This window comes from Promicromonospora sp. AC04, from assembly GCF_003058225.1.
Classification (GTDB): Bacteria; Actinomycetota; Actinomycetes; order Actinomycetales; family Cellulomonadaceae; genus Promicromonospora.
This window is the reverse complement of the sequence record NZ_QBUG01000003.1, coordinates 344,002-363,309: the sequence shown is the minus strand read 5'-3', so window position 1 is coordinate 363,309 and position 19,308 is coordinate 344,002. Positions and strand designations below refer to the sequence as shown.

Here is a 19,308-nt window from a genome sequence, read left to right as displayed (position 1 = left end):
CTGCTCTCGAGCCCGGCGTAACCTGGGCCCGTGGCCCATGCCTACCGCACCGGCGCCCGGATCGAGGCGCCCGCCGACGTCGTCTGGCAGGTTCTGTCCGACGTCGAGCGCATGCCCACCTGGACGAGCTCCATGAGCCGAGTGTTGCTCCTCGGCCCCGAGACGACGATCGTCGTCGGCTCCCGCGTCGAGATCTGGCAGCCGGGCCTGCCGAAGGCGATCTGGGTGGTCGACGGCCTCACCGAGGGCTTCGGCTTCTCCTGGTCGAGCAGCACCCCGGGCGTCCGCACGGGAGCGGCACACCGGATCACCCCGCTGCCCGACGGCGCGTGCGAGGTCACGCTGGCCGTCGCCCAGAGCGGGATGCTCGCCGGGCTGACGAACCTGGTCCTGGGATCCAAGGCGCGGGAGTTCGTGGACACGGAGCTGGCCGGCATAAAGGCCGAATCGGAACTTCGCGCCGGGAACAAGAGCTGACACACCGTCGGAGACCCGGCGTGTCGCATCATTTCCTCCGGTGTTTCTCAACGCCCTCCACGGCATCATTTTGCTGGCAAGAATGGCTCTTACGCTGGGAAAAGACGTCAAGTCGAAAAGTTACCCGCGTTTCGGACAGCCTGTTTATTCACGACAACTGTTATCTGATCGAGACAAGGTGGTAACCCGTATGTAGCGTCTGATCCGTTGCGCCAGCGGAGGCGCAGCCGTGGACCCCATTCCCCAGACCGGTACGGGCCCGCGCAACCGGCGACTGGAGAACTTCGGTGAGTACCACCGTCCGACGCGCTCGACACCGCGCCGCTCATGCTCCTAGCACTCCCTTCATGACCGTGACCCGCACCGCAGCCCGCTCGGGCGCACTGATCGCGGCATCATCCGGACTTCTCGCGACGGCGCTCGCACCCAGCGCACACGCGATCGTGGGAGACGGTTCGAACCGGCTGGCAAGCGTCGACATGACGGCCCTGACGCAGGAAGCTCGCAAGGAGCTCGCGGCAGCACCGGCAGTGCAGGTCGCGAACGACGCGAAGCTCGACATCGAGAGCACGGTCGTCAAGGTCACCCCCGCTCCAGAGCCCGAGCCGGAGCGCGTCGTGGCGACCACCACGTACCCGGACGCCGAGACGACGGCGGCCACCGAGGACGTCGAGCCGGCCACCCCGGACTACGCGTCCGACGGTTCCATCGGCGCCCAGGCGATCTCGATCGCCATGCAGTACGTCGGCATCGCCTACGCGTACGGCGGCGACTCGCCGGCCACGGGCTTCGACTGCTCGGGTCTGATCAAGTACGTGTACGCGCAGCTGGGGGTCGACCTGCCGCACTCGTCGTCGTCCATGGTGGGCGCGGGCTACCAGGTCGAGTCGCCCATCCCCGGCGACATCGTGTGGACCCAGGGCCACGTCTCCCTCTACGCCGGTGGCGGCATGGTGGTCGAGGCCGCCAACTACGGCAGCCCTGTGCGCTACATCTCGCAGTGGCAGGACTACGCGGTCTACATCCGCCCGTACTGACAGAAGAAGAGCGAGGTGGAACCGCGGTCCTGCTGCGGTTCCACCTCGCTCTCGCCCTATCCCGGCAGGGCTACGAGCGGTACGCGACCGCAGCGGCCGCGTCGACGATCCCGTACCCGTACAGCGGCGTCCACAGCCCCGTGAGACCCAGGAGCGGGTCGTGGGCCGTGTACAGGATGGCCTTCTCGACGCCGGCCGTCGGGCGCCCCTGCGCGAAGAGCAGCGCCGCGACCCCGGCCACGTGCGGCGTCGCCATGGACGTACCCGCGTAGGCGTCGTAGCTGCCGCCGGCACAGGTGTCCGACCCGGTGCCCACGGGAACCGTGGACCAGACGTCGCCGTCGCAGCCGGTCAGCCCGCCCGAACCGCCGGGCGCCGAGACGCTCTTCAGGTCGAGCTTGATCGGCAGCTCCGAGTAGTAGGAGTGGATACCGGCGGAGTCGGTGGCCCCGACGCAGATCGCGACGCTGGTGAACGCCGGGTCGCTGCAGAGCGGGGTCGACGAGTTGCCGGCCGCTGCCACCGTGAGCACACCCTGGGTACGGGCGTACGCGATGGCATCGCGCATCAGGGTGTCGACGCCGAGAATCGTGAACAGCTGCCCGCCCGGACCGGAGCCCAGCGAGAGGTTGATGACGTCGGCGCCATGGTCGGCAGCCCAGCGGATGCCGTCCGCGATGTCCTGCGACGAACCCGACCCGGCCTCGAGGACCTTGACCGGGAGGATCTTGGCGTCCGGTGCCACACCCGCGACACCGATGCCGTTGTTCGCCACAGCGGCGACGATGCCTGCCACGTGCGTGCCGTGCTCGTCGCCGTTGTTCTTGCCGTCGGGGCCCTTGAAGTCCCCCTTGCCGCACGGACGGACGTTCGCGCAGCCGGTGAAGGTGGCGCCCGGCAGGAGCTGCCCTGCCAGGTCGGGCTGGTTGAAGTCGACGCCCGTGTCGACCACGGCCACCACCGCACCTTCGCCGGTGCTGGTCGCCCAGGCCGCCTCCGCCTTGATCTGGTTCAGGCCCCACTGCTTGCCCCAGAGGGGGTCGTTGGTCGCGGCCTGTGCACCCGGTGCCACGGCGACGAGCATCGCCACGGCGAGCGCCGCGGAGGTGGCGGCGCCGACGAGTGACCTTCTGTTCATATATGCCCCCATTGTTCGCACAGGGGCTGATTACCCCCGAACTGGCCCAAACTTAGGGGGGCCGGACATGCGTAGAACAGGGCAGATGCGAGGTTGCGGGTGAAATTTACACAATCGCAATCAGTAGCGGCACAGCCTGTCGGGCCGGGCCCGCCAGGTCAGGCCCAGGCCTCGGAGAGCTCGCCCTCCTCCGTCGCCTCCCGGGAGAGGCGGAGTGCCGCGATCGCGGCACCGAGCAACAGGGCGACCACCCAGGCCCCGAGCTGGTGCCCGTCGCTCACGATCGCCGCCGAGGCGATCTCGTCCCAGACGATGCCCGCGGCCGACAGCGGGTCCTCGGTGAGCGCCGAGCCGGGCCAGATGTTCTCCTGCACGGCCAGCAGGGCGGGGCCGGCCGCCTGGAGCACCCACACGACGCCGGCGGCGGGCAGCCAGCCCAGCAGCTCGATGGGCCTGCTGTCCACGGCGAGGCCGAACGCGATACCGAGCGCGACCGCCAGGATCCACCACGTACCCGTGGGCGACACCGGGTTTCCTGGGACGAGGCCCCAGACCCATCCGTCGAGGAGCACGACGGGCAGGGCGAGAGCGAGGCCCCGTAGCGCGGCCGGTCCGAGGCTCGCCAGGAGCCCGGCCGCGAGGCCGACGATCCCCGCGGCACCGGTGATGACGAGCATCCCCAGCGGCATGGCGTCGTCGGGACCGGTCTCGCGGGCCGCGAGCCACCAGGAGGCGCCGCCCGTGGCCGCGATCGCAAGCAGGGTGCCCGCGATCGCGGCGCCCGCACCGGCACCGGCCGAGGCGGGGAGACGAGACGTGACGCCGGCGAGGAGGCCGCCGATGAGGGCCATGACGACCACGCCGACCACCGCGTCGTCGGCGGTGAAGGGGAGCGGCAGGAACCCGGCGGCCGCGTCGGCCGAAGCCTGCGCAATGCCGCTGACCTCGTAAAACACTTGCAGGAGCCAGGGCAGGAACCCGCAGACCCACCAGACGATCGCACTGATAGGAAGCACCCACCAGGCGGAGATGCGGTTCTCCGATTCAGCCATGCCGCCGAACGGTAGCGGATGTGTGATGTCGGTCATAACCCCTCAAGCCCGGAACGGCGCAAATCTGCGCCTTCGTTGGGTCAGACCGTAATGCGTAACCCGATCGTGACTTTTTCCGTGAAGGTGTGTACTTTGACTTCTGCCCCACCACATCGGTGGAGCCGTGAGCCGGACGCCGAATCCTGTCACCGGCTCATGACCAGACGTTCGAGACAGGAGCGGGGGACCCACTTCCGGGCGACAGCAGGATCGTCGTCCTCGGGGTGAAGCCGGACGGAACCCCCCAGTAGCCGTGCGGCCGGGTGTGTACTCCTACCCGAACCCGACAGCTGACCTCGCAGGCGGTACAGGAGACATTAGGTGACGAACTCCATCCGCGGACGGCATCGTGACAGCCGTCCGGCCATGACACCGCTGACCATCCTCGCTCGTACCGCCACTGAGAACGCCGGCACTGTCGCCCGCCGCGGCGCGCTCGCCGCAGCCGCAGGTGGCGTCCTGATCTCGACCATCGCCACGACGGCGCACGCCGCCCCGGCGATGGACCTCAAGACCGACGTGAAGACCGCGAAGCTCAACTCGGTCGACCTCAACTCCCTCACCGCGGCGGCCAAGCAGGCTGTTGCCGCGGCTCCCACCGTGACCGTCCCGGCCGACGCGAAGATGCCGATCGAGATGGAAGTACTCGGCACCTCCTCGGGCGCCGACGGTGAGAAGGGCGAAGGCCCTGCCGTCGTCTCGGTCGACGCGCCGGACCCCGTCCCGGTCGGCCAGCAGGCCGTCAACATCGCCTTCAACTACCTCGGCATCACGTACGTGCTGGGTGGCGCCTCGCCGTCGGCGGGCTTCGACTGCTCCGGCCTCATCCAGTACGTGTACGCGCAGCTCGGCGTCGGGCTCCCGCACCAGTCCGGTGCGCTGCTGGGCTCCGGCTACCAGGTCACCTACCCCGAGCCCGGCGACATCGTCTGGACGCCCGGCCACGTGGCCCTCTACGCGGGCGACGGCATGATCATCGAGGCGTGGGCCGCCGGCATGCCGGTGCGCTACACCGAGATGTGGCAGAACAGCCCGACGTTCATCCGCGTCGTCTGAGTCCGTCGCACTGGTAGGTCATCGCGAGGCGCCGCCTCCGCATCGGGTCCAGGCCCGACGCCGGGGGCGGCGCCTTTCGCGTGCCCGCACCCCTTTGTCGTGGGCTACTCGGGCCAGTCGCAGGAGTCCGCGATGAAGTCGAACAGATCCGCGCGCCCTGAGTCGGGCATCGGCACGTAGATCACATGCTGCGGCTCGCCGTCGACGCTCGCGTACACGGGCAGGAACGTGCCGCGCTTGTCCTCGCCCACGGCATGGGCGTCGCAGCGGGCGGGCACCACGGGCAGGGTGATCCGGCCGGATCCCTGCCCGGCCAGGTCTCGGCCGGTCCAGCCGGAGCCGCCGCCCGGGTTCGCCATCAGCGTGGTTCCGCCGATCCGGTCGATCGTGACCTCCGGCCCGCCTGCGACCGGCTCGATCTCCAGCGTGACCAGGGCGGTCGGCTCGCCGTCGCGCGTCTCGACGGGAACGTCGGCGTCCGTTGTCAGGCCGACGCCCGCCTCGACGGCGGCCCGGGCACAGTCCACCGCGTGGTTGCGGGCGAGGTGCCCGGAAGGATCGTCCACGTCGTCGACAACGACGTCCGTGGCCGGACCGAGGTCGTCGTACTCGCCCAGGGCGAGCGTGATCGTGGCCGACGGCGCGGCGTCCGGCACCGGCTCGTCCGGCCCCGCCGGGAAGCCTGCGCACTCCGCCTCGCCCAGCCCGACGTACACGTCACGCGTCGTGCCGGGCCGCAGGGCGATGGTGCGCCCCTCCTTGGTGGGGTGCGACGGTCCGAAGCCGTCGGCCTGCAGGGCCCCGGCCAGGAGCGTCATCGTCTCGTCGGAGCCGTTGGTGACCGACAGGAGGATCTCCCGGTCGGCGTACTGCGTGCGGCCCTGCCCCACCTCGACGCTGAGGTGAGCGGCAACGCCGTCGGGCACGGGGCCCAGGGTGGACGACGTCGTTCCCGTTCCGCCGCCCGTACACGCGACCGCGGCCGCCCCGATCAACGACGCCAGGACGACGACGGTGGCGGTGCGGCCGCGGGTCACTGAGATCAAGCGGTCTTGCGACGGCCGAAGATCGCCTGCGCGACCAGGATCACGATGATCGCGCCGATCACCGCGAAGAGCCACGTCGACCAGGACCAGAACTCGCTGAAGCTGATGTTGAAGATGAGCCCACCCAGCCAGCCGCCAAGCATGGCGCCGAGCACACCGAGGAGCAGGGTGACCCAGAATCCGCCCGGCTGCTTGCCGGGGATGACGATGCGTGCGATCACGCCGGCAATCAGTCCGAGGATGAGAAAGGCCCAGAAGCCCATGGCGTTTTCCTCCAGAGTGGTGGTACTTGCTTGAGCACTACCTCAGCACTGATTTGGTTCAGTTGCCACCGGACCCGCCGAATCAGTCCCATATCGGGACATTGCGCCCAGCCAAGCCACCGCACACCGTCGCGCTACAGTTCGCCGGGGCATATGGCCTGCGGCAGGACCGGAGCAAGGACTCCGGGCACGTGAGAGTGAAGAAGGAGATTCGATGAACCAGGGGATCGGCGCGCAGGCCCGGCCACGAAGCGTGCGGGCGCGGCTTCGCGCCTTCCTCGACCAGAAGTGGTTCGTCAACCTCGTGCTCGTCGTGATCCTGGCGAACGCCCTGGTCCTGGGCGCGGAGACGATGGTGACGGGCTCGGCCCTCGCAGTCTTGACCGTGATCGACCACGTCATGCTCGGCTTCTTCGTGCTCGAGCTGCTCCTGCGGATAGTCGCCAACGGCCGGCAGTTCTTCCGCGACCCGTGGAACGTGTTCGACCTCCTCGTGGTCGGCATCGCAGTGCTCCCGGCCAGCGAGTCCCTGTCCGCGCTGCGTGCCCTGCGCGTGCTGCGAGTGCTGCGGGTGATCACCGTGGTGCCGTCGCTGCGCCGCGTCGTCGACGGCCTGCTGCGGGCCGTGCCGGGGATGGGCGCCGTGGGCGCGCTGCTGGTCCTGGTCATGTACGTGTCGGCGGTCATCGCGACCGGCCTGTTCGGCAAGACCTCGCCCGAGTACTTCGGGAGCCTCTGGACCTCCCTGTTCACGCTCTTCCAGGCCATGACGGGCGAGGCCTGGCCCGACATCGCCCGCGCGGTGATGGAGACACATCCCTCCGCGTGGATCTTCTTCGTGCTCTACATCCTGGTGGTCAGCTTCGCGGTGCTGAACCTGTTCATCGCCGTGATCGTGAACGGCATGGAGGAGATCTCCGAGGAGGAGCGCAAGGACGACGAGCAGAAGGACCACCGGCTCGACGGCCTGGCCGTGCAGAACCGCGAGATCCTCGCCGAGCTCCGCGCCCTGCGCGCGAAGCTCGACGAGGACGACGACGGCGCTGTCGCTTAGCCCAGCACCACGTTGACCAGGTGCGGCGGCCGCACCACCACCCGCCGCACCGCCCGGTCGCCCACGGCGCGCGCCACGGCCGGCCGGGCCAGCGCGGCCCGTTCCAGCTCCGCTGGCGCCACGTCCACGGACACCAGCAGCCGGTCCCGCACCTTCCCGTCCACCTGGACCACGGCCTCGACCTCGGAGGTCACCAGGAGCGCCGGGTCCACCTCGGGCCACGGCTGCGCCGCGACCGGCGTCGTGCGCCCCAGCCGCTCCCACAGCTCCTGGGCGGCGTGCGGGGCGAACAGGCTCAGCAGCACCGCGACGGCCGCGACGCCCTCGCGGTACTCCTCGCTCTCGCCCGGGCCGTGGCCGTCGCCGCCCGACGCCGCCCGGCGCACCTCGCCGACCAGCTCCATCAGCCGCGCGATCGCGACGTTGAACCGTCCGGCCTCGACCAGGCCGTCGACGTCGTGCACGGTGCGGTGCACCATCCGCCGCAGGATGCCCGGTCCGTCGTCGCCGGTCGGGCGCGTTTCGCTGGTCGAGCCGGTCGAGGCCGGCCCGCCGTCGTCCGACGGTATCGACGGGTCCGATCCATGGGGCGGCGCCAGCCGCAGCACGCGGGCCAGGAACTTCCGCATCGCGTCGGGCGAGACGTCCGCCCAGTCGACGTCGTCCTCCGGCGGTCCCGAGAACAGCATCGCCAGGCGGACGGCGTCGACCCCGTGCCGGTCCAGCTCCGCCGCCAGGTCCACGCCGTTGCCCAGCGACTTGCTCATCGCCTTGCCGTGGTTGACGACCTGGCCCTGGTTCAGCAGGCGCGCGTACGGCTCGGGCGACGGCACCAGGCCCATGTCGTACAGCACCTTGGTGACGAACCGCGCGTACAGCAGGTGCATCGTGGCGTGCTCGACCCCGCCGACGTACAGGGCGGCGGGCATCCACCGGGCGGCGTCCTCGGGGCGGAACGGTCCGCCGTCGTACCCGGGCGACAGGTAGCGCAGGAAGTACCAGGACGAGTCCACGAACGTGTCCATCGTGTCCGTGTCCCGCTCGGCCGGGCCGCCGCACCGCGGGCAGGTCGTCACCACCCAGTCGCGGGCCCCGGCCAGGGGTGAGACGTCGCCCGGTACCAGCTGGTCGCCCTCCAGGTGCGGCAGCTCGACGGGCAGCTGGTCGTCCGGCACCACCACCTCCCCGCAGTCCGGGCAGTGCACCACGGGGATCGGCGCGCCCCAGTAGCGCTGCCGGGAGACCAGCCAGTCGTGCAGGCGGTACGTGGTGCCGCCGGGTCCGTCCTGCCGGCCGATCCAGTTGCGCTGCATCGTCAGCACGTGCGCCGGCCAGCCCGGCTCCAGCTGCGCCATGTCGTCCAGCAGGCGGTCCGCGTAGGCGGTGGTCCGGAAGAACCACTGCGTCAGGCTGCGGGCGACGACGGCGGTGCCGCAGCGCTCGCATGCGCCGTCGACCACCTGCTCGTTGGCCAGCACCGTGCGGTCCTTGGGGCACCAGTTCACCTCGGCCGCGGCCCGGTAGGCCAGGCCCCGCTCGTGCAGGCGCGCGAACAGCCACTGCGTCCAGCGGTAGTACGCGGGCTCGTGGGTGTGCAGGCGCCGCGACCAGTCGAACGAGACGCCGTAACGCCGGATCGACGCCGCCTGGGTCGCGATGTTCGCTTCCGTGAACGCGGCGGGATGCTCGCCACGGCGGATCGCCGCGTTCTCGGCGGGCAGGCCGAACGAGTCCCAGCCGACCGGGTTGAGCACGTCGAAGCCCTTGGCGCGCCAGTACCGCGCCACGACGTCGGTGATCGCGAACACCTCGGCGTGGCCCATGTGCAGGTCCCCGGAGGGGTACGGGAACATCGTCAGCAGGTAGCGGCGGGGGCGGACGCCGTCGTCGAACGCCTCGAACAGACGGGCCTCGGCGCGGGTGTCGCCGGGCGGTGCAGGAATGGTGCGGTTCTCGCTCATCGCTCTCGCTCTCCGGTACATCGATCGGGTTCCGGGCACAAAAAAGCCCCTCGCAAGGAGGGGCGGCCGCACCGGGTGTGCCCGATCGAGGGCGGGTCCGGTGCGGCTATCGAAGCAGCGAGCGTGCCATGTGCATGCCACCACGGTACGCGGACCGGCCGAGCCGGGTAAAGGAATTCGGTGCGGAACGCCGCGAGCTCCAGCCATCGTGCGGTGCGAGCGCCGGATCGGTCCGCCAGCGAGGTCCGAGCCGGCGCTCGCGCCGAGGGACGGGAGCCAGCGGTTCGGCGTGCGCCGAGCACACTCCGAACCACGGCTCCCGTCCGACGCGCCGGAGCTCGGCCCGCCCCCAGCGAGGTCCGAACTTCGTCCGCGTCGCAGCTAAGACGCGAGCACGTCCCGGAAGTCACAGCACTTTTTGATGCAATGACATGTGGTCTGGGTCACAGACCTACCGGACGACGTCGCTTCGCGCGCGCCGAACGGTGCCCTGGGCATCCAAATGGCCCTCGATCCGGCCCCGAACCGGACGTCACGGAAGAATCCGAAGAAATTTCCAGAAGTGCTGTGACATCCGCTCGCCTCGTGCGTCTGGGCTGCATGGAACACACCGAGCACCCCGAACTCGTTCGTCTGGGCGCCCAGTACTTGCGCGCGTACGCGGAGGGCGATGCCGTCAACCTCTACCGCCTCGCGGACGCGTGGGGGGCGAGCGATCTGATCGCCGCCACCTGCGAGGTCGCGCTCGCGGTCATCCACGCGACAGCCGGACCGCAGGGCCTCGACGCAGTATCGACCACGTTCGCGACGACCCGGAGGTGAGCACCTGATGGACACGCCCCAGCCCAGACCCCTGTCCACGCCCGAGCCCACGAGCAGGCCCCCGTCCACGAGCAGGCACACGCCAATGGCGGCGCACCCCAGCAGCGCCGCCATCACGACAGATCACCCTGAGGAGTTGCGCAAACACGGACGTGTGGTGCGATCATTGCCCAGCGAGTCGAAACCGGACACTATGCGCAGAGAGGGGCAGGTTCGCGTGACGACCACAGGTGACCTGCGGATCGACGACTGGGTGGTGCACCGCCCGAACGTGGTGCGTTCCGTCGCAGCACGCGTGCCCGGCATCGACGCCGAGGAAGCCGCCAGCCGCGCCCTCGAGAAGATGGTCCGCCTCGTCTCCACCGGCACCACCATCGAGGACCCCGCCCCCTACTGGCGACGAGCCGCGGTCAACGAAGCCATCTCCATGACCCGCGAGGCCGGACGCACCCGCCCGGTCGAGGACGACACCCTCGACGGCCTCACACCCCCAGTCGCCGGCGCCGAGCTCGACGCCGAACGCCAGGCCGACGTCACCATGCTCCGCTCCGCCCTGTCCAAGCTCGCCGACGACGACCGCAAGATCCTCTTCGACCGCCACGTCCATGACAGGGCCGTCACCGACATCGCGGGCGACCTCGGCGTCCGACCCCACGCCGTGACCATGCGGCTGCGCCGCGCCGAGGAACGCCTCGCCGGAGCGTTCGCCGCCGCCCACGCCCAGGCCGTCAACGAACCCGAGTGCCGCACCACCCGCGCCGCCATGCACGACTACCTCAAGGGCCGCCTCCTGCCCCGGCGGCAGAGTCGCCTGGAAGTGCACATGGACGGCTGCACCGAGTGCACCCGCGCCTTCATCGACGTGCGCGAGGTCTCCTGGATGCTCCGTGACCTCGGCCAGCACCTCATCGGCGGCGTCATGATCACCGGCGCCGTCGGCGGCGCCGCCGGTGCCGCGAGCGCGGCGAAGCCACGTTCGTTCGGCAAGAAGGAGACCGCTGTCGCGGCGGGTGTGCTGGCCGCGCTCGCGATCGGCGGCGGTGCCGCGGCCATGATCGTGAACCAGCCCGACCCGCCCATCCAGGCCGTCGAGGACGCCGGACCCGCAGGTGGCGGTTCCGGGGCCGGCGGCGAGGGTGGCGGTGGTGGCGGTGGCGGTGCGGGCTCCTCGCCCACCTCGGAGGAGCCGACGACGGAGGAGCAGCCCCCGTCGATCCCGCCCACCGACCCGCAGCCACGCCCCGCGACCACCCCCAAGGAGGACGCGGCGCCCGTACCTGCCGACGAGCCGCCGGTTGTGGCCGACCCGGCTCCCGAGCCCGAGGAGCCGCCCGCTGCGGACTCCGGTCCGGACTCCGACCCCGGTCCCGCGCCGGACGGCGGCGCGGACAACCCGAAGCCGCCGTCCGTGCCGGATCCGGCGGACCCCGAGAACCCGCCGACAGACCCGGGGCAGCCGGAGGTTCCGGAGCCAGAGGTTCCGGAGCCCGAGGTGCCGGAGCCGGAGGTCCCTGAGGTCCCGGAGACGCCGGGCCTGGGCACCGCGCTGGACGACCTGCTCGCCAGCCTGGGTCTCTCCGACCTGCCCGGCATCGATCTCGCGACCACGACGCTCGACGAGATCTGGAATCTGATCTTCGGCACGTTCTCGGGCGCCGCCGACGACGCAGAATCAGCGACCGGAGACTGATGACCGTGCGGGCCTCCTACCGGGTCCGCGTCTCCCCACTGCTGTGCGGACGCACAGCCCTGCTGGGCGCGAGCCCAAGATCCTTACTTCACCACGCTCGCATCTTCCGCGCGCCTGCATTCTTTGCGAGCATGCACGCCCGAGGTTCAGTGCAACGTGATGCCACGCGGCGCCCTGCCGCGTGCGGGAGGGGGGCAGCGTGACGGTCACCGGCGCCGACCTCAGCCAGTGGGCGGCGCACCGGCGCGCCGTGGTCTTCACGGTGTCTCGGCGTGTTCCCGGCATCGACCCCGAGCTGGCGGCGAGCCGCGGTCTCGAGCTGCTGTGCGTCGAGCTCATGAAGCACGGCGAGCTCGCCGACCCCCTCGCGTTCTGGAACGCCGCGGCGGTGGATGCGGCGCAGCGGATGGCACACGAGCAAGCCCTGCCTGCCGACGGAACCGCTGAAGCTGACGTGATCACCGCTCCGATCCGACGTGCGCTCGACTTCGAGGTCCTGAACTCCGCGATGGAACGGCTGTCGGCCGGCGAGCAGCAGCTCCTCTGGGACCACCACGTGGGATCCCGCCCCGTGGCCGCGATCGCGGACGAGATCGGAGTGCTTCCCTACGCAGCCAAGCGCCGCCTGCGCCGGGCCGAGGACCGGCTCGCGAGCAACTTCGCGGAGACGCATGCCGGTACCGCCGACAACGCGGAGTGCAGGTCCACCCGCGCTTCCATGCACGACTTCGTCAGGCATCGCCTCCTGCCCCACCGCCGGCAGCAGGTCGAGGACCACATGGTGCAGTGCGCCGACTGCACGCGCGCGTTCGTCGACGTCCGCGAGTCCTACTGGATGCTGCGCGCCGCCTCGCCGGTCCTGCTGCTCGGCGCCGTCACCGCGGCGGAGACCGGCGCGACCGCGGCCGCCGGTGCGGGCGTCGCGGCTGCGAGCGCGAGCGTCGGCTGGCTCACCACCCTGAGCACCCGGGTGGCCCTGACCGTCCGCAGCGCGCTGACCGACCCGGTCAGCCTGACCGCTACCGTCGCCGGAGGCCTGTTCATCACCACCGCCGTCACGACCGGGGTCGCGGGTGACGCGGGTGCCGCGCCGTCGTTCCACGAGACCGGGACGGTATCGGTCTCCACGCCGGACGGGGCGCGCACCACCGCTCGGCACACCACACCGGCGTCCCCGAACGAGGACCCGACGAACCTTCCCGACCCGGTCGCGCCCACTCCGACCGGGCTCACCCCGGCCGGGCCCACGCCACCCGGGCTGGCGAAGAAGGACGGCGCACCACCCGGCCAGGCGAAGAAGACGAGCGACCAGGAGGAGACCACCGGGCCGAGCACGACGGTCCCGCCCGGCCAGGCCAAGAAGGACAGCACGCCACCCGGCCTCGCGAAGAAGGACGGGCTGCCACCTGGTCAGGCGAAGAAGGACACGCCGCCGGGTCAGGCGAAGAAGGACACGCCACCTGGCCAGGCCAAGAAGGACACGCCACCTGGTCAGGCGAAGAAGGACACGCCACCTGGCCAGGCCAAGAAGGACACGCCACCCGGCCAGGCGAAGAAGGACACACCTCCCGGCCAGGCCGAGAAAAACACCCCGCCCGGCCAGGCGAAAGAGGACGCGGGACACGGCAAGCGGGAGAAGGCAGAGGGTCGCCTGGAAGAAGGGCGATCCGGCGGGTGCGAGGGGAACGAGAGCCCCCACCACCTACCGTGGGACCCCGCGCGCGACCACGGGCGCGGCCCGGGGTGGTTCGGTCAGGCACGCTCCAGGAGAACGAGCACCTCGTAGTGCGAGGTCTGCGGGAACATGTCGAGCAGACGCGCCCGCACGGGGCGCAGTGACGGCATGGCGGCGAGGTCCTTGGCGAGAGTCGTCGCGTTGCAGCTCGAGTACAGGACGTGGTTGATCCCAGAGGTCTCCAGCCAGTGTGCGAGGTCCGCGCCGATGCCTCGCCGGGGCGGGTTCACGATCACCATCTCGGGTAGCTCGGGGGCGTCGGGACCGACCGCGAACGCCGTCGCGTCGCCTGCCGCGAAGGTGACGTCACGGAAGCGCTCGGCCCGGGCGCCGTCGCGCAGCTTTTCCACGGTGCCCGACGCCGCCGTCACCGCCTCCGCGCTGATCTCGATGCCCGTGACGACGCGCCCCGGCGCGGCGCAGTGCAGCGCGAAGCCGCCCACCCCGCAGTAGAGGTCCCAGAGGCTGCTCGGGTCTACCTCGTCGACCCAGGTGCGGGCCTGCCGGTAGAGCTCGGTGGCCACCGCCGTGTTGGTCTGGAAGAAGCTCTGCGGGCGCAGGTCGAGCGTGATGTCGTCGATGCGCATCGGGAGCGTGGTGCGCTCGGTGAGCGGGATCTCGAGGTCCCCCTCGAGCACCGCGGCGTGCGCGGGCTGGATGTTGGCCGAAGCAACGGCCATGGCCGGCAGCTCGGCCCGCAGCGAGGCCAGGTGCTTGCGGATCCGCGCTATCGCCTCCTGGGAGCGCAGCACGAACCGGACCATGAGCTCGCCGTCGGGCGAGAGGGTGACCAGGAGGTACTTGAGCTCGCCACGCTGTTGCGCGCGCTTGCCGATCCCCGAGACCTGGTACGGCTCCAGGTTCGCCCGCGTGACGAACGCCGCCAGGGGTCCGAAGGACGCCTGGAGCGCGTCGGGGTAGAGGCCGCAGTCGGTGAGGTCGACGCCCTGGCCGGCCCGGTCCAGGATGCCCAGCACCGGCTCGGCGACCGTGCCGCTGACCACCATCTTCGCCTTGTTCCGGAAGCCCGACTCCGTGCTGCTGACCGCGGGGAGCCACGTCAGCCCCGAACCGGTGATCGAGACCGAGGTCTCGGCAGGCTCGACCCGCGGCCCGGTGGTCGAGACCGTCGAGACCGAGGTCTCGACAAGTTCGGCCTGCGAGCTGGCGAGAAGCGTGGCGACGTGCCGCTCCTTGTCGAGCACCTGGGTGGGGTAGTCGATCTCCAGGAGGGTGCAGGAGCGGCAGCGGCCGGCGTCGTAGTGGGGGCACTGCACGCCCCCCATTATCCAGCCCGCACGCAACCGCCCGGATCAAGTCCGGCGCGTAGCCGCAGGGATCGCCGAGTCACCCCTTGTACTCGAAGTGCCACGGCTCCTCACGCCCGCCGCCGGCCCGCGCCCACTCCGGGTGCTCCCAGCCGACCTTCGGCCCGTTGGCCGCCAGCCACTCGTACTCGGGCTGGCCGAAGCGGAAGCCGTCGTCGACCGGCACGTCCACCGCGAGCGCCCAGCCGTGGTTCGAGGTGCCGGGTGCGGCGACCTGCCCGCCGCCGAACTCGTCGAGCGCCTGGAGCTGCCAGTCGTAGGGCCGGTAGCCGTACTCGACGCGCAGCGGCTTGCCGAACTTCGCCTCGAACCCCGCGCCGAGCTTGCCCCAGGCCTTGGCCGCATCGCACCGCAGGTACTGGTCCTGCCCCTCCGGTCCGACACCCACCTTGCACAGCTTGTCCTGCGCGAGCCGTCCGTTGGAGCCGTCCGCGACGGTCGCGCGTGCGTCCCACGCGGCCGCCTCGATCGCGACGCGGGCCGCCTCGCGCCGCTGGCCGAGCACCTTCACGGAGTTCAGGTTGTTCGTGTTCACGCCGGCCGCGAGCTCGGCCTGGCCCTCGGCGCGATGCGTCGAGAGAGTCTTTCGGACGGCGGCAGGGGCGCCGACCTCGGCGGTCCAGTCGAGGGTGTACTGCGAGTCGCGCACGGAGACCTTGAGCTGCGCCGTGACCGTGGCCAGCGTCGCCTGCGCCGTCTTCAGCTCTGCGGCCAGCTTCTCCGCCTGCTCGGCCTCGGCGCTGGCCTTCGCCTGTTCGGCCTTGCGTTCCTCCTGCCACTGCAGGTACGAGGCCTGGACGTCCTTGGTCGCCGCCGCGAGCGTCGTCGAGGTGGTGCGCATGGTGATCGCCCACTCGGTCGCCTCTGCCTCCAGGGCATCGATGTCCTCGGGAGCCTCCAGCCCGACGGCGCCGGCCTCGGGGACGGACGGCGGCTGCATCTCGCCGAGCTCCTGCGCCGCGGCGATGTGTCCGGCCAGCTCGTCCCGCACCGCGGCGTCGGCCACCTTGCCCTCCGAGGCCGCGAGGGCCTTCTCCGCTGCCGCGATCTGCTCGGCCAGGCCCTCCTGGGCCGTGCGCCCCTCGTCCACGGCCTGCACGACGTCGGCGCGCGCGTCCGTCAGCTGCTCCAGCTCCCGCTCGTTCCCGACATTGACGAGCGCGAACACGATGCTGCCGACCAGTGCCACCGCCGCTGCGATCAGGAACACGAACAGCGGTCGCATGGAACCGCCGTCGGGCGTGAGCCCGGGGTCCGACCGCCCTTCCGACAAGGGCGCTTCGGACTGCGGCGAAGTCGGCGCGTGCACGGAGGGCGATTCGGGCGACGGCCCGGAGGATGTGGACGGCTCCACGTTGTGGGACATGGCCCGCAGTTTGGCGAATCTCGGACGCGGACGCTAGTTGCCTGCCCCATCGGCGAGATTCTTGAGCTTGTCGACGTACGCCGCGACCTCGCCCGCCTGCCAGTCCGGGATGTTGGTGTTGCTGGCGTAGAGGCCGACGGACTCGTCGGTCAGCTCGCGCAGGATGTCCGCGTGGCCGGCGTGCCGGGCGGTCTCGTCGGTCACGTGCACGAGGATGCGGAACAGCGTGACCTCGCTGGTCCTCCACCAGGGCACCCGCCCGACCGTGTCGAGCGGCAGCGTGTCGATGGTCTCGTCGCAGAACGCCCACGCCCGCCGGTAGAGGTCCACCCCCGAGGGGATCGACTCGTCCGCCGTGGCGTACCAGTCCGCCTGCGGGTCCTTCTCCCAGTCCTCGTCGGAGACGAGCTCCTGCGGGTTCGGCCAGTCGCGACCGAAGCACGGCCCGAAGTAGCCGATCTCGACGTTGGCGCAGTGCTTCACGATGCCCAGCAGGTTGTTGCCCGAGGGCACCAGGGGCCAGCGTGCCTGCTTCTCCGTGAGGCCCTCGAGCTTCCACACGAGGGCCTCACGGGTGTCCTGCAGGTACTTCTTCAGGATCTGCTTCTGCTCGAGCTCTGCTGCGTTGCTCGTCGTCCCGCCGGTCGTCTGCGCCATGGGGACAGTGTCTCCTGTACCACTGACACTCACACCGCCGCAGCCTGCACCTTCCTGGCCCGCGCCCGGTCCCGGATCTTCGGGTACTTGTGGATCCACCACTCGGCGAACAGCAGGTTCACCACCCACGACACCCAGGCGGATGCGCCGGCTGCTGACAGCGCCTCGGGCGAGGACGCGACGTCGCCGTCGAACGACGGCGCGAAGATGATCACGAGCACCACGCCCCAGAACCGGTTGGCCACGATCGAGAAGGCCAGCGCGGTGCTCCGGATCATCCACTGGCGGTGGTCAGCGAAGCGCCGCTGCCGCACCGCGCGATAGCCGAGCAGGGTGAACGTCACCAGCAGCACGGCCAGGAACGTGTTGGCCAGCTGCTGGTTGGGCCCTGCGGTCGGATACTGCGCCGTGACCAGGGCCGCGAGCCCGGTCGGGATCGCCGTCATCACGTACACCCGGCCGCTCCACCGGTGGACGCGCGGGTGGTTGATCCGCAGCCACGGCCAGAGCTGGAGCACTGCCGCGCTCAGCATCACCGAGCCGAAGAAGATGTGCGTGACGAGCGCCGGGTAGTAGGCGGGGCCGCGATCGTCTACGTCCCCGGCCACCATCAGAGCACGGGACGGGTCCAGGCCCACGTACCGGGGCAACGCCGTCGCCAGGAAGATCGCCGTGATGATCGCGAGCGGCGCTATCCAGGGGCGGCGCCACCAGCGGACCGCCCCGGGCGGACTGGACGGGGTTGTCATCGTCGTGTCGGTTGCCATGTCATACCTGCTTTCGGCTGGCCGGACGGAACGGGGACGAGAACGGGTCAGCGCCGGGCACGGAACGCCAGGCCCGCCGCCACCGCGAAGACGAGACCGAGCCCCAGGCACCAGGAGACGGCGAGCATCGCGACGCCGGCCGGGTCGGTGACCCCCGAGACGTCACCCGCGAGCAGCTCGCGCACCGTCTCGATGACGGGCGTGACCGGCTGGTGCTCCGCGAACCCGCGCAGCCAGCCCGGCAGCGTGTCGACGGGCACGAACGCGCTCGACACGTAGGGCAGGAACATCACGAAGAAGGAGAAGCCGCCGGCGGCGTCGGGCGACCGGACCAGCACGCCCACGAGGGCGGCGAGCCAGGTGATCCACCCGACGAAGAGCAGGATCATCCCCACAGCGGCGAGCCACTCCAGGGCGGTGGCCTCGGGCCGGAACCCCATCAGGATCGACACGCCGAAGACGATCGCCGTGGTGGCCAGGTTCTTCACGAGGCTCGCCGCCACGTGCCCGGACAGCACGGTCCAGGCGTTCATGGGCATCGACCGGAGCCGTTCGACCATGCCGCTCGACATGTCGTGCTCCACCGCCAGTGCCGTGTTCGCGGCGCCGAACCCGGCCGCCAGCAGGATCACGCCCGGCGTCACGTAGTTGATGTACTCCGTGCCGATGTCGACCGCCCCGCCGAACACGAGGACGAACATCAGCAGGATGATGACCGGCAGGAGCACCGCGGTGATCATCGCGTCCACGTCGCGCGAGACGAGGCGGAGGCCACGGACGGTCATGGTCGAGACGTCGCTCATCAGGTGAGTCATGCCGCCACCCCCGTCGCCCCTGCGGTGCGTTCCTGGCCGACGTGCCCGGTCAGGGCGAGGAACACGTCGTCGAGGCTCGGCGCGCGCACCTCCCAGTGCTCGGGCGCCACCCCCGTGGCTTCGACGGCGGACAGCACGGACCGGACGTGCGCGACCGAGCCGTCGGTGGGCACCCGCACCCGCAAGCCATCGACGGTGGCGGCCGTGAGTGCCGGGGCGACCCGGCCGGCGTCGGACGGGGAGGCGAAGGTGAGCTCGACGCCCGCCTCGCCCACCTCGTGCTTGAGCTGGGCCGGCGTGCCGTCGGCGACGACGCGGCCGCCGTCCACGAGCGCGACCCGCTGGGCGAGCCGGTCGGCCTCCTCCAGGTACTGGGTGGTCAGGAGGACGCTGGTGCCGTCGGCGACCACGCCCCGGACGACGTCCCACATCGCCTGCCGGGACCGCGGGTCGAGGCCTGTGGTGGGCTCGTCGAGGAACATGACCCGGGGCCGGGTCAGCAGGCCTGCCGCGAGGTCGAGCCGGCGCCGCATGCCGCCCGAGTACGCAGCGACGCGCCTGCTCGCGGCGTCGGCCAGGTCGAACGCGTCGAGCAGCTCCGCCACGCGGTCCCGCACGACCCGGCGCGGGAGATGGGCGAGGCGGCCCATCATCGTGAGGTTCTCGGCCCCCGACTGCTTGTCGTCGATGGCGACCTGCTGCCCCGTGAGGCTGATGGTCTCGCGGACCCGTCGTGCGTCTCGCACCACGTCGAACCCTGCCACCGTCGCGCGGCCGGCGTCGGGCTGCAGCAGCGTGGACAGGATGCGGACGGTGGTGGTCTTGCCCGCACCGTTGGGGCCGAGCAGTGCGAGCACCGCTCCCTCTTCGAGCTCCAGGTCGAGCCCGTCCAGCACGGGCGGGCTCGTCGAGCCTCTCCTCCCGAAGGACTTGCGCAGGCCGTCGGCCGTGACGATCGCAGCCATGATCTCCCTCTCCCGGTCGCTTACTGTTTATGTCCTACAC

At 70.8% G+C, this 19,308-nt stretch carries 18 protein-coding genes and 1 riboswitch; of the genes, 7 read left to right on the top strand and 11 right to left on the bottom strand.

Going from position 1 to position 19,308, the window contains the following annotated elements; translation table 11 throughout:
* Positions 1-30: 30 nt before the first annotated feature.
* Together C8K30_RS10735 and C8K30_RS10730 are read left to right on the top strand one after the other, a co-directional pair.
* Positions 31-477 carry an SRPBCC family protein gene (locus C8K30_RS10735; RefSeq protein ID WP_108492882.1) on the top strand — a complete coding sequence of 149 codons (447 nt, stop codon included), beginning with the start codon at positions 31-33 and terminating at the stop codon, positions 475-477.
* A 347-nt stretch (positions 478-824) separates the two neighbouring features.
* Positions 825-1,514, top strand: a complete 690-nt coding sequence (locus C8K30_RS10730; protein ID WP_108492881.1) for a C40 family peptidase — start codon at positions 825-827, stop codon at positions 1,512-1,514.
* 70 nt (positions 1,515-1,584) lie between these two features.
* On the opposite strand, the gene C8K30_RS10725 is transcribed toward C8K30_RS10730, so the two are convergent.
* Positions 1,585-2,652: a S8 family serine peptidase gene (locus C8K30_RS10725; protein WP_108492880.1), complete on the bottom strand. Its 1,068-nt coding sequence runs from the start codon at positions 2,650-2,652 to the stop codon at positions 1,585-1,587.
* Between the two features lie 158 nt (positions 2,653-2,810).
* On the bottom strand, positions 2,811-3,704 hold the full coding sequence (locus C8K30_RS10720) for a hypothetical protein (protein ID WP_146197421.1): 894 nt from the start codon (positions 3,702-3,704) through the stop codon (positions 2,811-2,813).
* 163 nt (positions 3,705-3,867) lie between these two features.
* Positions 3,868-4,063: riboswitch (cyclic di-AMP (ydaO/yuaA leader) on the top strand.
* Position 4,064: 1 nt separating this feature from the next.
* On the opposite strand from C8K30_RS10720, the gene C8K30_RS31670 reads away from it, so the two are divergent.
* Positions 4,065-4,799 (top strand): C40 family peptidase, encoded by a 735-nt coding sequence (locus C8K30_RS31670; RefSeq protein WP_304590806.1) that lies wholly within the window; start codon positions 4,065-4,067, stop codon positions 4,797-4,799.
* A 104-nt stretch (positions 4,800-4,903) separates the two neighbouring features.
* On the opposite strand, the gene C8K30_RS10710 is transcribed toward C8K30_RS31670, so the two are convergent.
* Both C8K30_RS10710 and C8K30_RS10705 read right to left on the bottom strand, forming a co-directional pair.
* Complete coding sequence (locus C8K30_RS10710; RefSeq protein WP_146197420.1) at positions 4,904-5,845, bottom strand: hypothetical protein; 942 nt, start codon at positions 5,843-5,845, stop codon at positions 4,904-4,906.
* The gene (locus C8K30_RS10705; RefSeq protein ID WP_108492877.1) at positions 5,842-6,108 is read right to left on the bottom strand and encodes a GlsB/YeaQ/YmgE family stress response membrane protein; all 267 of its coding nucleotides are present in this window, start codon (positions 6,106-6,108) and stop codon (positions 5,842-5,844) included. The genes C8K30_RS10710 and C8K30_RS10705 overlap by 4 nt, the downstream gene beginning before the upstream one ends.
* Before the next feature lie 214 nt (positions 6,109-6,322).
* Between C8K30_RS10705 and C8K30_RS10700 the strand changes: the two genes are divergently transcribed.
* Positions 6,323-7,162, top strand: a complete 840-nt coding sequence (locus C8K30_RS10700) for an ion transporter (RefSeq protein ID WP_108492876.1) — start codon at positions 6,323-6,325, stop codon at positions 7,160-7,162.
* On the opposite strand, the gene C8K30_RS10695 is transcribed toward C8K30_RS10700, so the two are convergent.
* On the bottom strand, positions 7,159-9,123 hold the full coding sequence (locus C8K30_RS10695; RefSeq protein ID WP_108492875.1) for a leucine--tRNA ligase: 1,965 nt from the start codon (positions 9,121-9,123) through the stop codon (positions 7,159-7,161). The two genes, C8K30_RS10700 and C8K30_RS10695, sit on opposite strands and share 4 nt — an antisense overlap.
* 600 nt (positions 9,124-9,723) lie before the next feature.
* Between C8K30_RS10695 and C8K30_RS10690 the strand changes: the two genes are divergently transcribed.
* The 3 genes from C8K30_RS10690 to C8K30_RS10680 all read left to right on the top strand — a co-directional run bounded on the left by C8K30_RS10690 (position 9,724) and on the right by C8K30_RS10680 (position 13,421).
* A complete protein-coding gene (locus C8K30_RS10690) occupies positions 9,724-9,945 on the top strand; it encodes a hypothetical protein (protein ID WP_108492874.1) in 222 nt (73 codons plus the stop codon).
* A gap of 217 nt (positions 9,946-10,162) precedes the next feature.
* The gene (locus tag C8K30_RS10685; RefSeq protein WP_158280981.1) at positions 10,163-11,635 is read left to right on the top strand and encodes a sigma-70 family RNA polymerase sigma factor; all 1,473 of its coding nucleotides are present in this window, start codon (positions 10,163-10,165) and stop codon (positions 11,633-11,635) included.
* Positions 11,636-11,834: 199 nt separating this feature from the next.
* Positions 11,835-13,421, top strand: coding sequence for a hypothetical protein (locus C8K30_RS10680; protein WP_146197419.1), 1,587 nt, complete (start codon positions 11,835-11,837; stop codon positions 13,419-13,421).
* Here C8K30_RS10680 and rlmC read toward each other — a convergent pair.
* The 6 genes from rlmC to C8K30_RS10650 form a co-directional block, all read right to left on the bottom strand.
* On the bottom strand, positions 13,388-14,647 hold the full coding sequence (rlmC, locus tag C8K30_RS10675; protein ID WP_369939728.1) for a 23S rRNA (uracil(747)-C(5))-methyltransferase RlmC: 1,260 nt from the start codon (positions 14,645-14,647) through the stop codon (positions 13,388-13,390). The genes C8K30_RS10680 and rlmC overlap by 34 nt on opposite strands.
* A gap of 70 nt (positions 14,648-14,717) precedes the next feature.
* Entirely contained in the window at positions 14,718-15,923 is a 1,206-nt protein-coding gene (locus tag C8K30_RS10670) for a M15 family metallopeptidase (protein WP_158280980.1), read from the bottom strand.
* A gap of 174 nt (positions 15,924-16,097) precedes the next feature.
* Positions 16,098-16,721: a DinB family protein gene (locus C8K30_RS10665; protein ID WP_108492869.1), complete on the bottom strand. Its 624-nt coding sequence runs from the start codon at positions 16,719-16,721 to the stop codon at positions 16,098-16,100.
* A gap of 29 nt (positions 16,722-16,750) precedes the next feature.
* Positions 16,751-17,488: a DUF2306 domain-containing protein gene (locus C8K30_RS10660; RefSeq protein WP_233257105.1), complete on the bottom strand. Its 738-nt coding sequence runs from the start codon at positions 17,486-17,488 to the stop codon at positions 16,751-16,753.
* Between the two features lie 47 nt (positions 17,489-17,535).
* Entirely contained in the window at positions 17,536-18,303 is a 768-nt protein-coding gene (locus tag C8K30_RS10655; protein WP_108492868.1) for an ABC transporter permease, read from the bottom strand.
* Complete coding sequence (locus C8K30_RS10650; RefSeq protein ID WP_108492867.1) at positions 18,300-19,268, bottom strand: ATP-binding cassette domain-containing protein; 969 nt, start codon at positions 19,266-19,268, stop codon at positions 18,300-18,302. The genes C8K30_RS10655 and C8K30_RS10650 overlap by 4 nt, the downstream gene beginning before the upstream one ends.
* Between the last annotated feature and the right edge of the window lie 40 nt (positions 19,269-19,308).

Excerpts from the sequence above, each read along its gene's own strand:
- C8K30_RS10730 (WP_108492881.1), top strand. The coding sequence starts at position 825 with ATGACCGTGACCCGCACCGCAGCCCGCTCGGGCGCACTGATCGCGGCA.
- C8K30_RS10725 (WP_108492880.1), bottom strand. The coding sequence starts at position 2,652 with ATGAACAGAAGGTCACTCGTCGGCGCCGCCACCTCCGCGGCGCTCGCC.
- C8K30_RS10720 (WP_146197421.1), bottom strand. The coding sequence starts at position 3,704 with ATGGCTGAATCGGAGAACCGCATCTCCGCCTGGTGGGTGCTTCCTATC.
- C8K30_RS10705 (WP_108492877.1), bottom strand. The coding sequence starts at position 6,108 with ATGGGCTTCTGGGCCTTTCTCATCCTCGGACTGATTGCCGGCGTGATC.
- C8K30_RS10700 (WP_108492876.1), top strand. The coding sequence starts at position 6,323 with ATGAACCAGGGGATCGGCGCGCAGGCCCGGCCACGAAGCGTGCGGGCG.
- C8K30_RS10695 (WP_108492875.1), bottom strand. The coding sequence starts at position 9,123 with ATGAGCGAGAACCGCACCATTCCTGCACCGCCCGGCGACACCCGCGCC.
- C8K30_RS10690 (WP_108492874.1), top strand. The coding sequence starts at position 9,724 with ATGGAACACACCGAGCACCCCGAACTCGTTCGTCTGGGCGCCCAGTAC.
- C8K30_RS10670 (WP_158280980.1), bottom strand. The coding sequence starts at position 15,923 with ATGCGACCGCTGTTCGTGTTCCTGATCGCAGCGGCGGTGGCACTGGTC.
- C8K30_RS10665 (WP_108492869.1), bottom strand. The coding sequence starts at position 16,721 with ATGGCGCAGACGACCGGCGGGACGACGAGCAACGCAGCAGAGCTCGAG.
- C8K30_RS10660 (WP_233257105.1), bottom strand. The coding sequence starts at position 17,488 with ATGGCAACCGACACGACGATGACAACCCCGTCCAGTCCGCCCGGGGCG.
- C8K30_RS10655 (WP_108492868.1), bottom strand. The coding sequence starts at position 18,303 with ATGACTCACCTGATGAGCGACGTCTCGACCATGACCGTCCGTGGCCTC.
- C8K30_RS10650 (WP_108492867.1), bottom strand. The coding sequence starts at position 19,268 with ATGGCTGCGATCGTCACGGCCGACGGCCTGCGCAAGTCCTTCGGGAGG.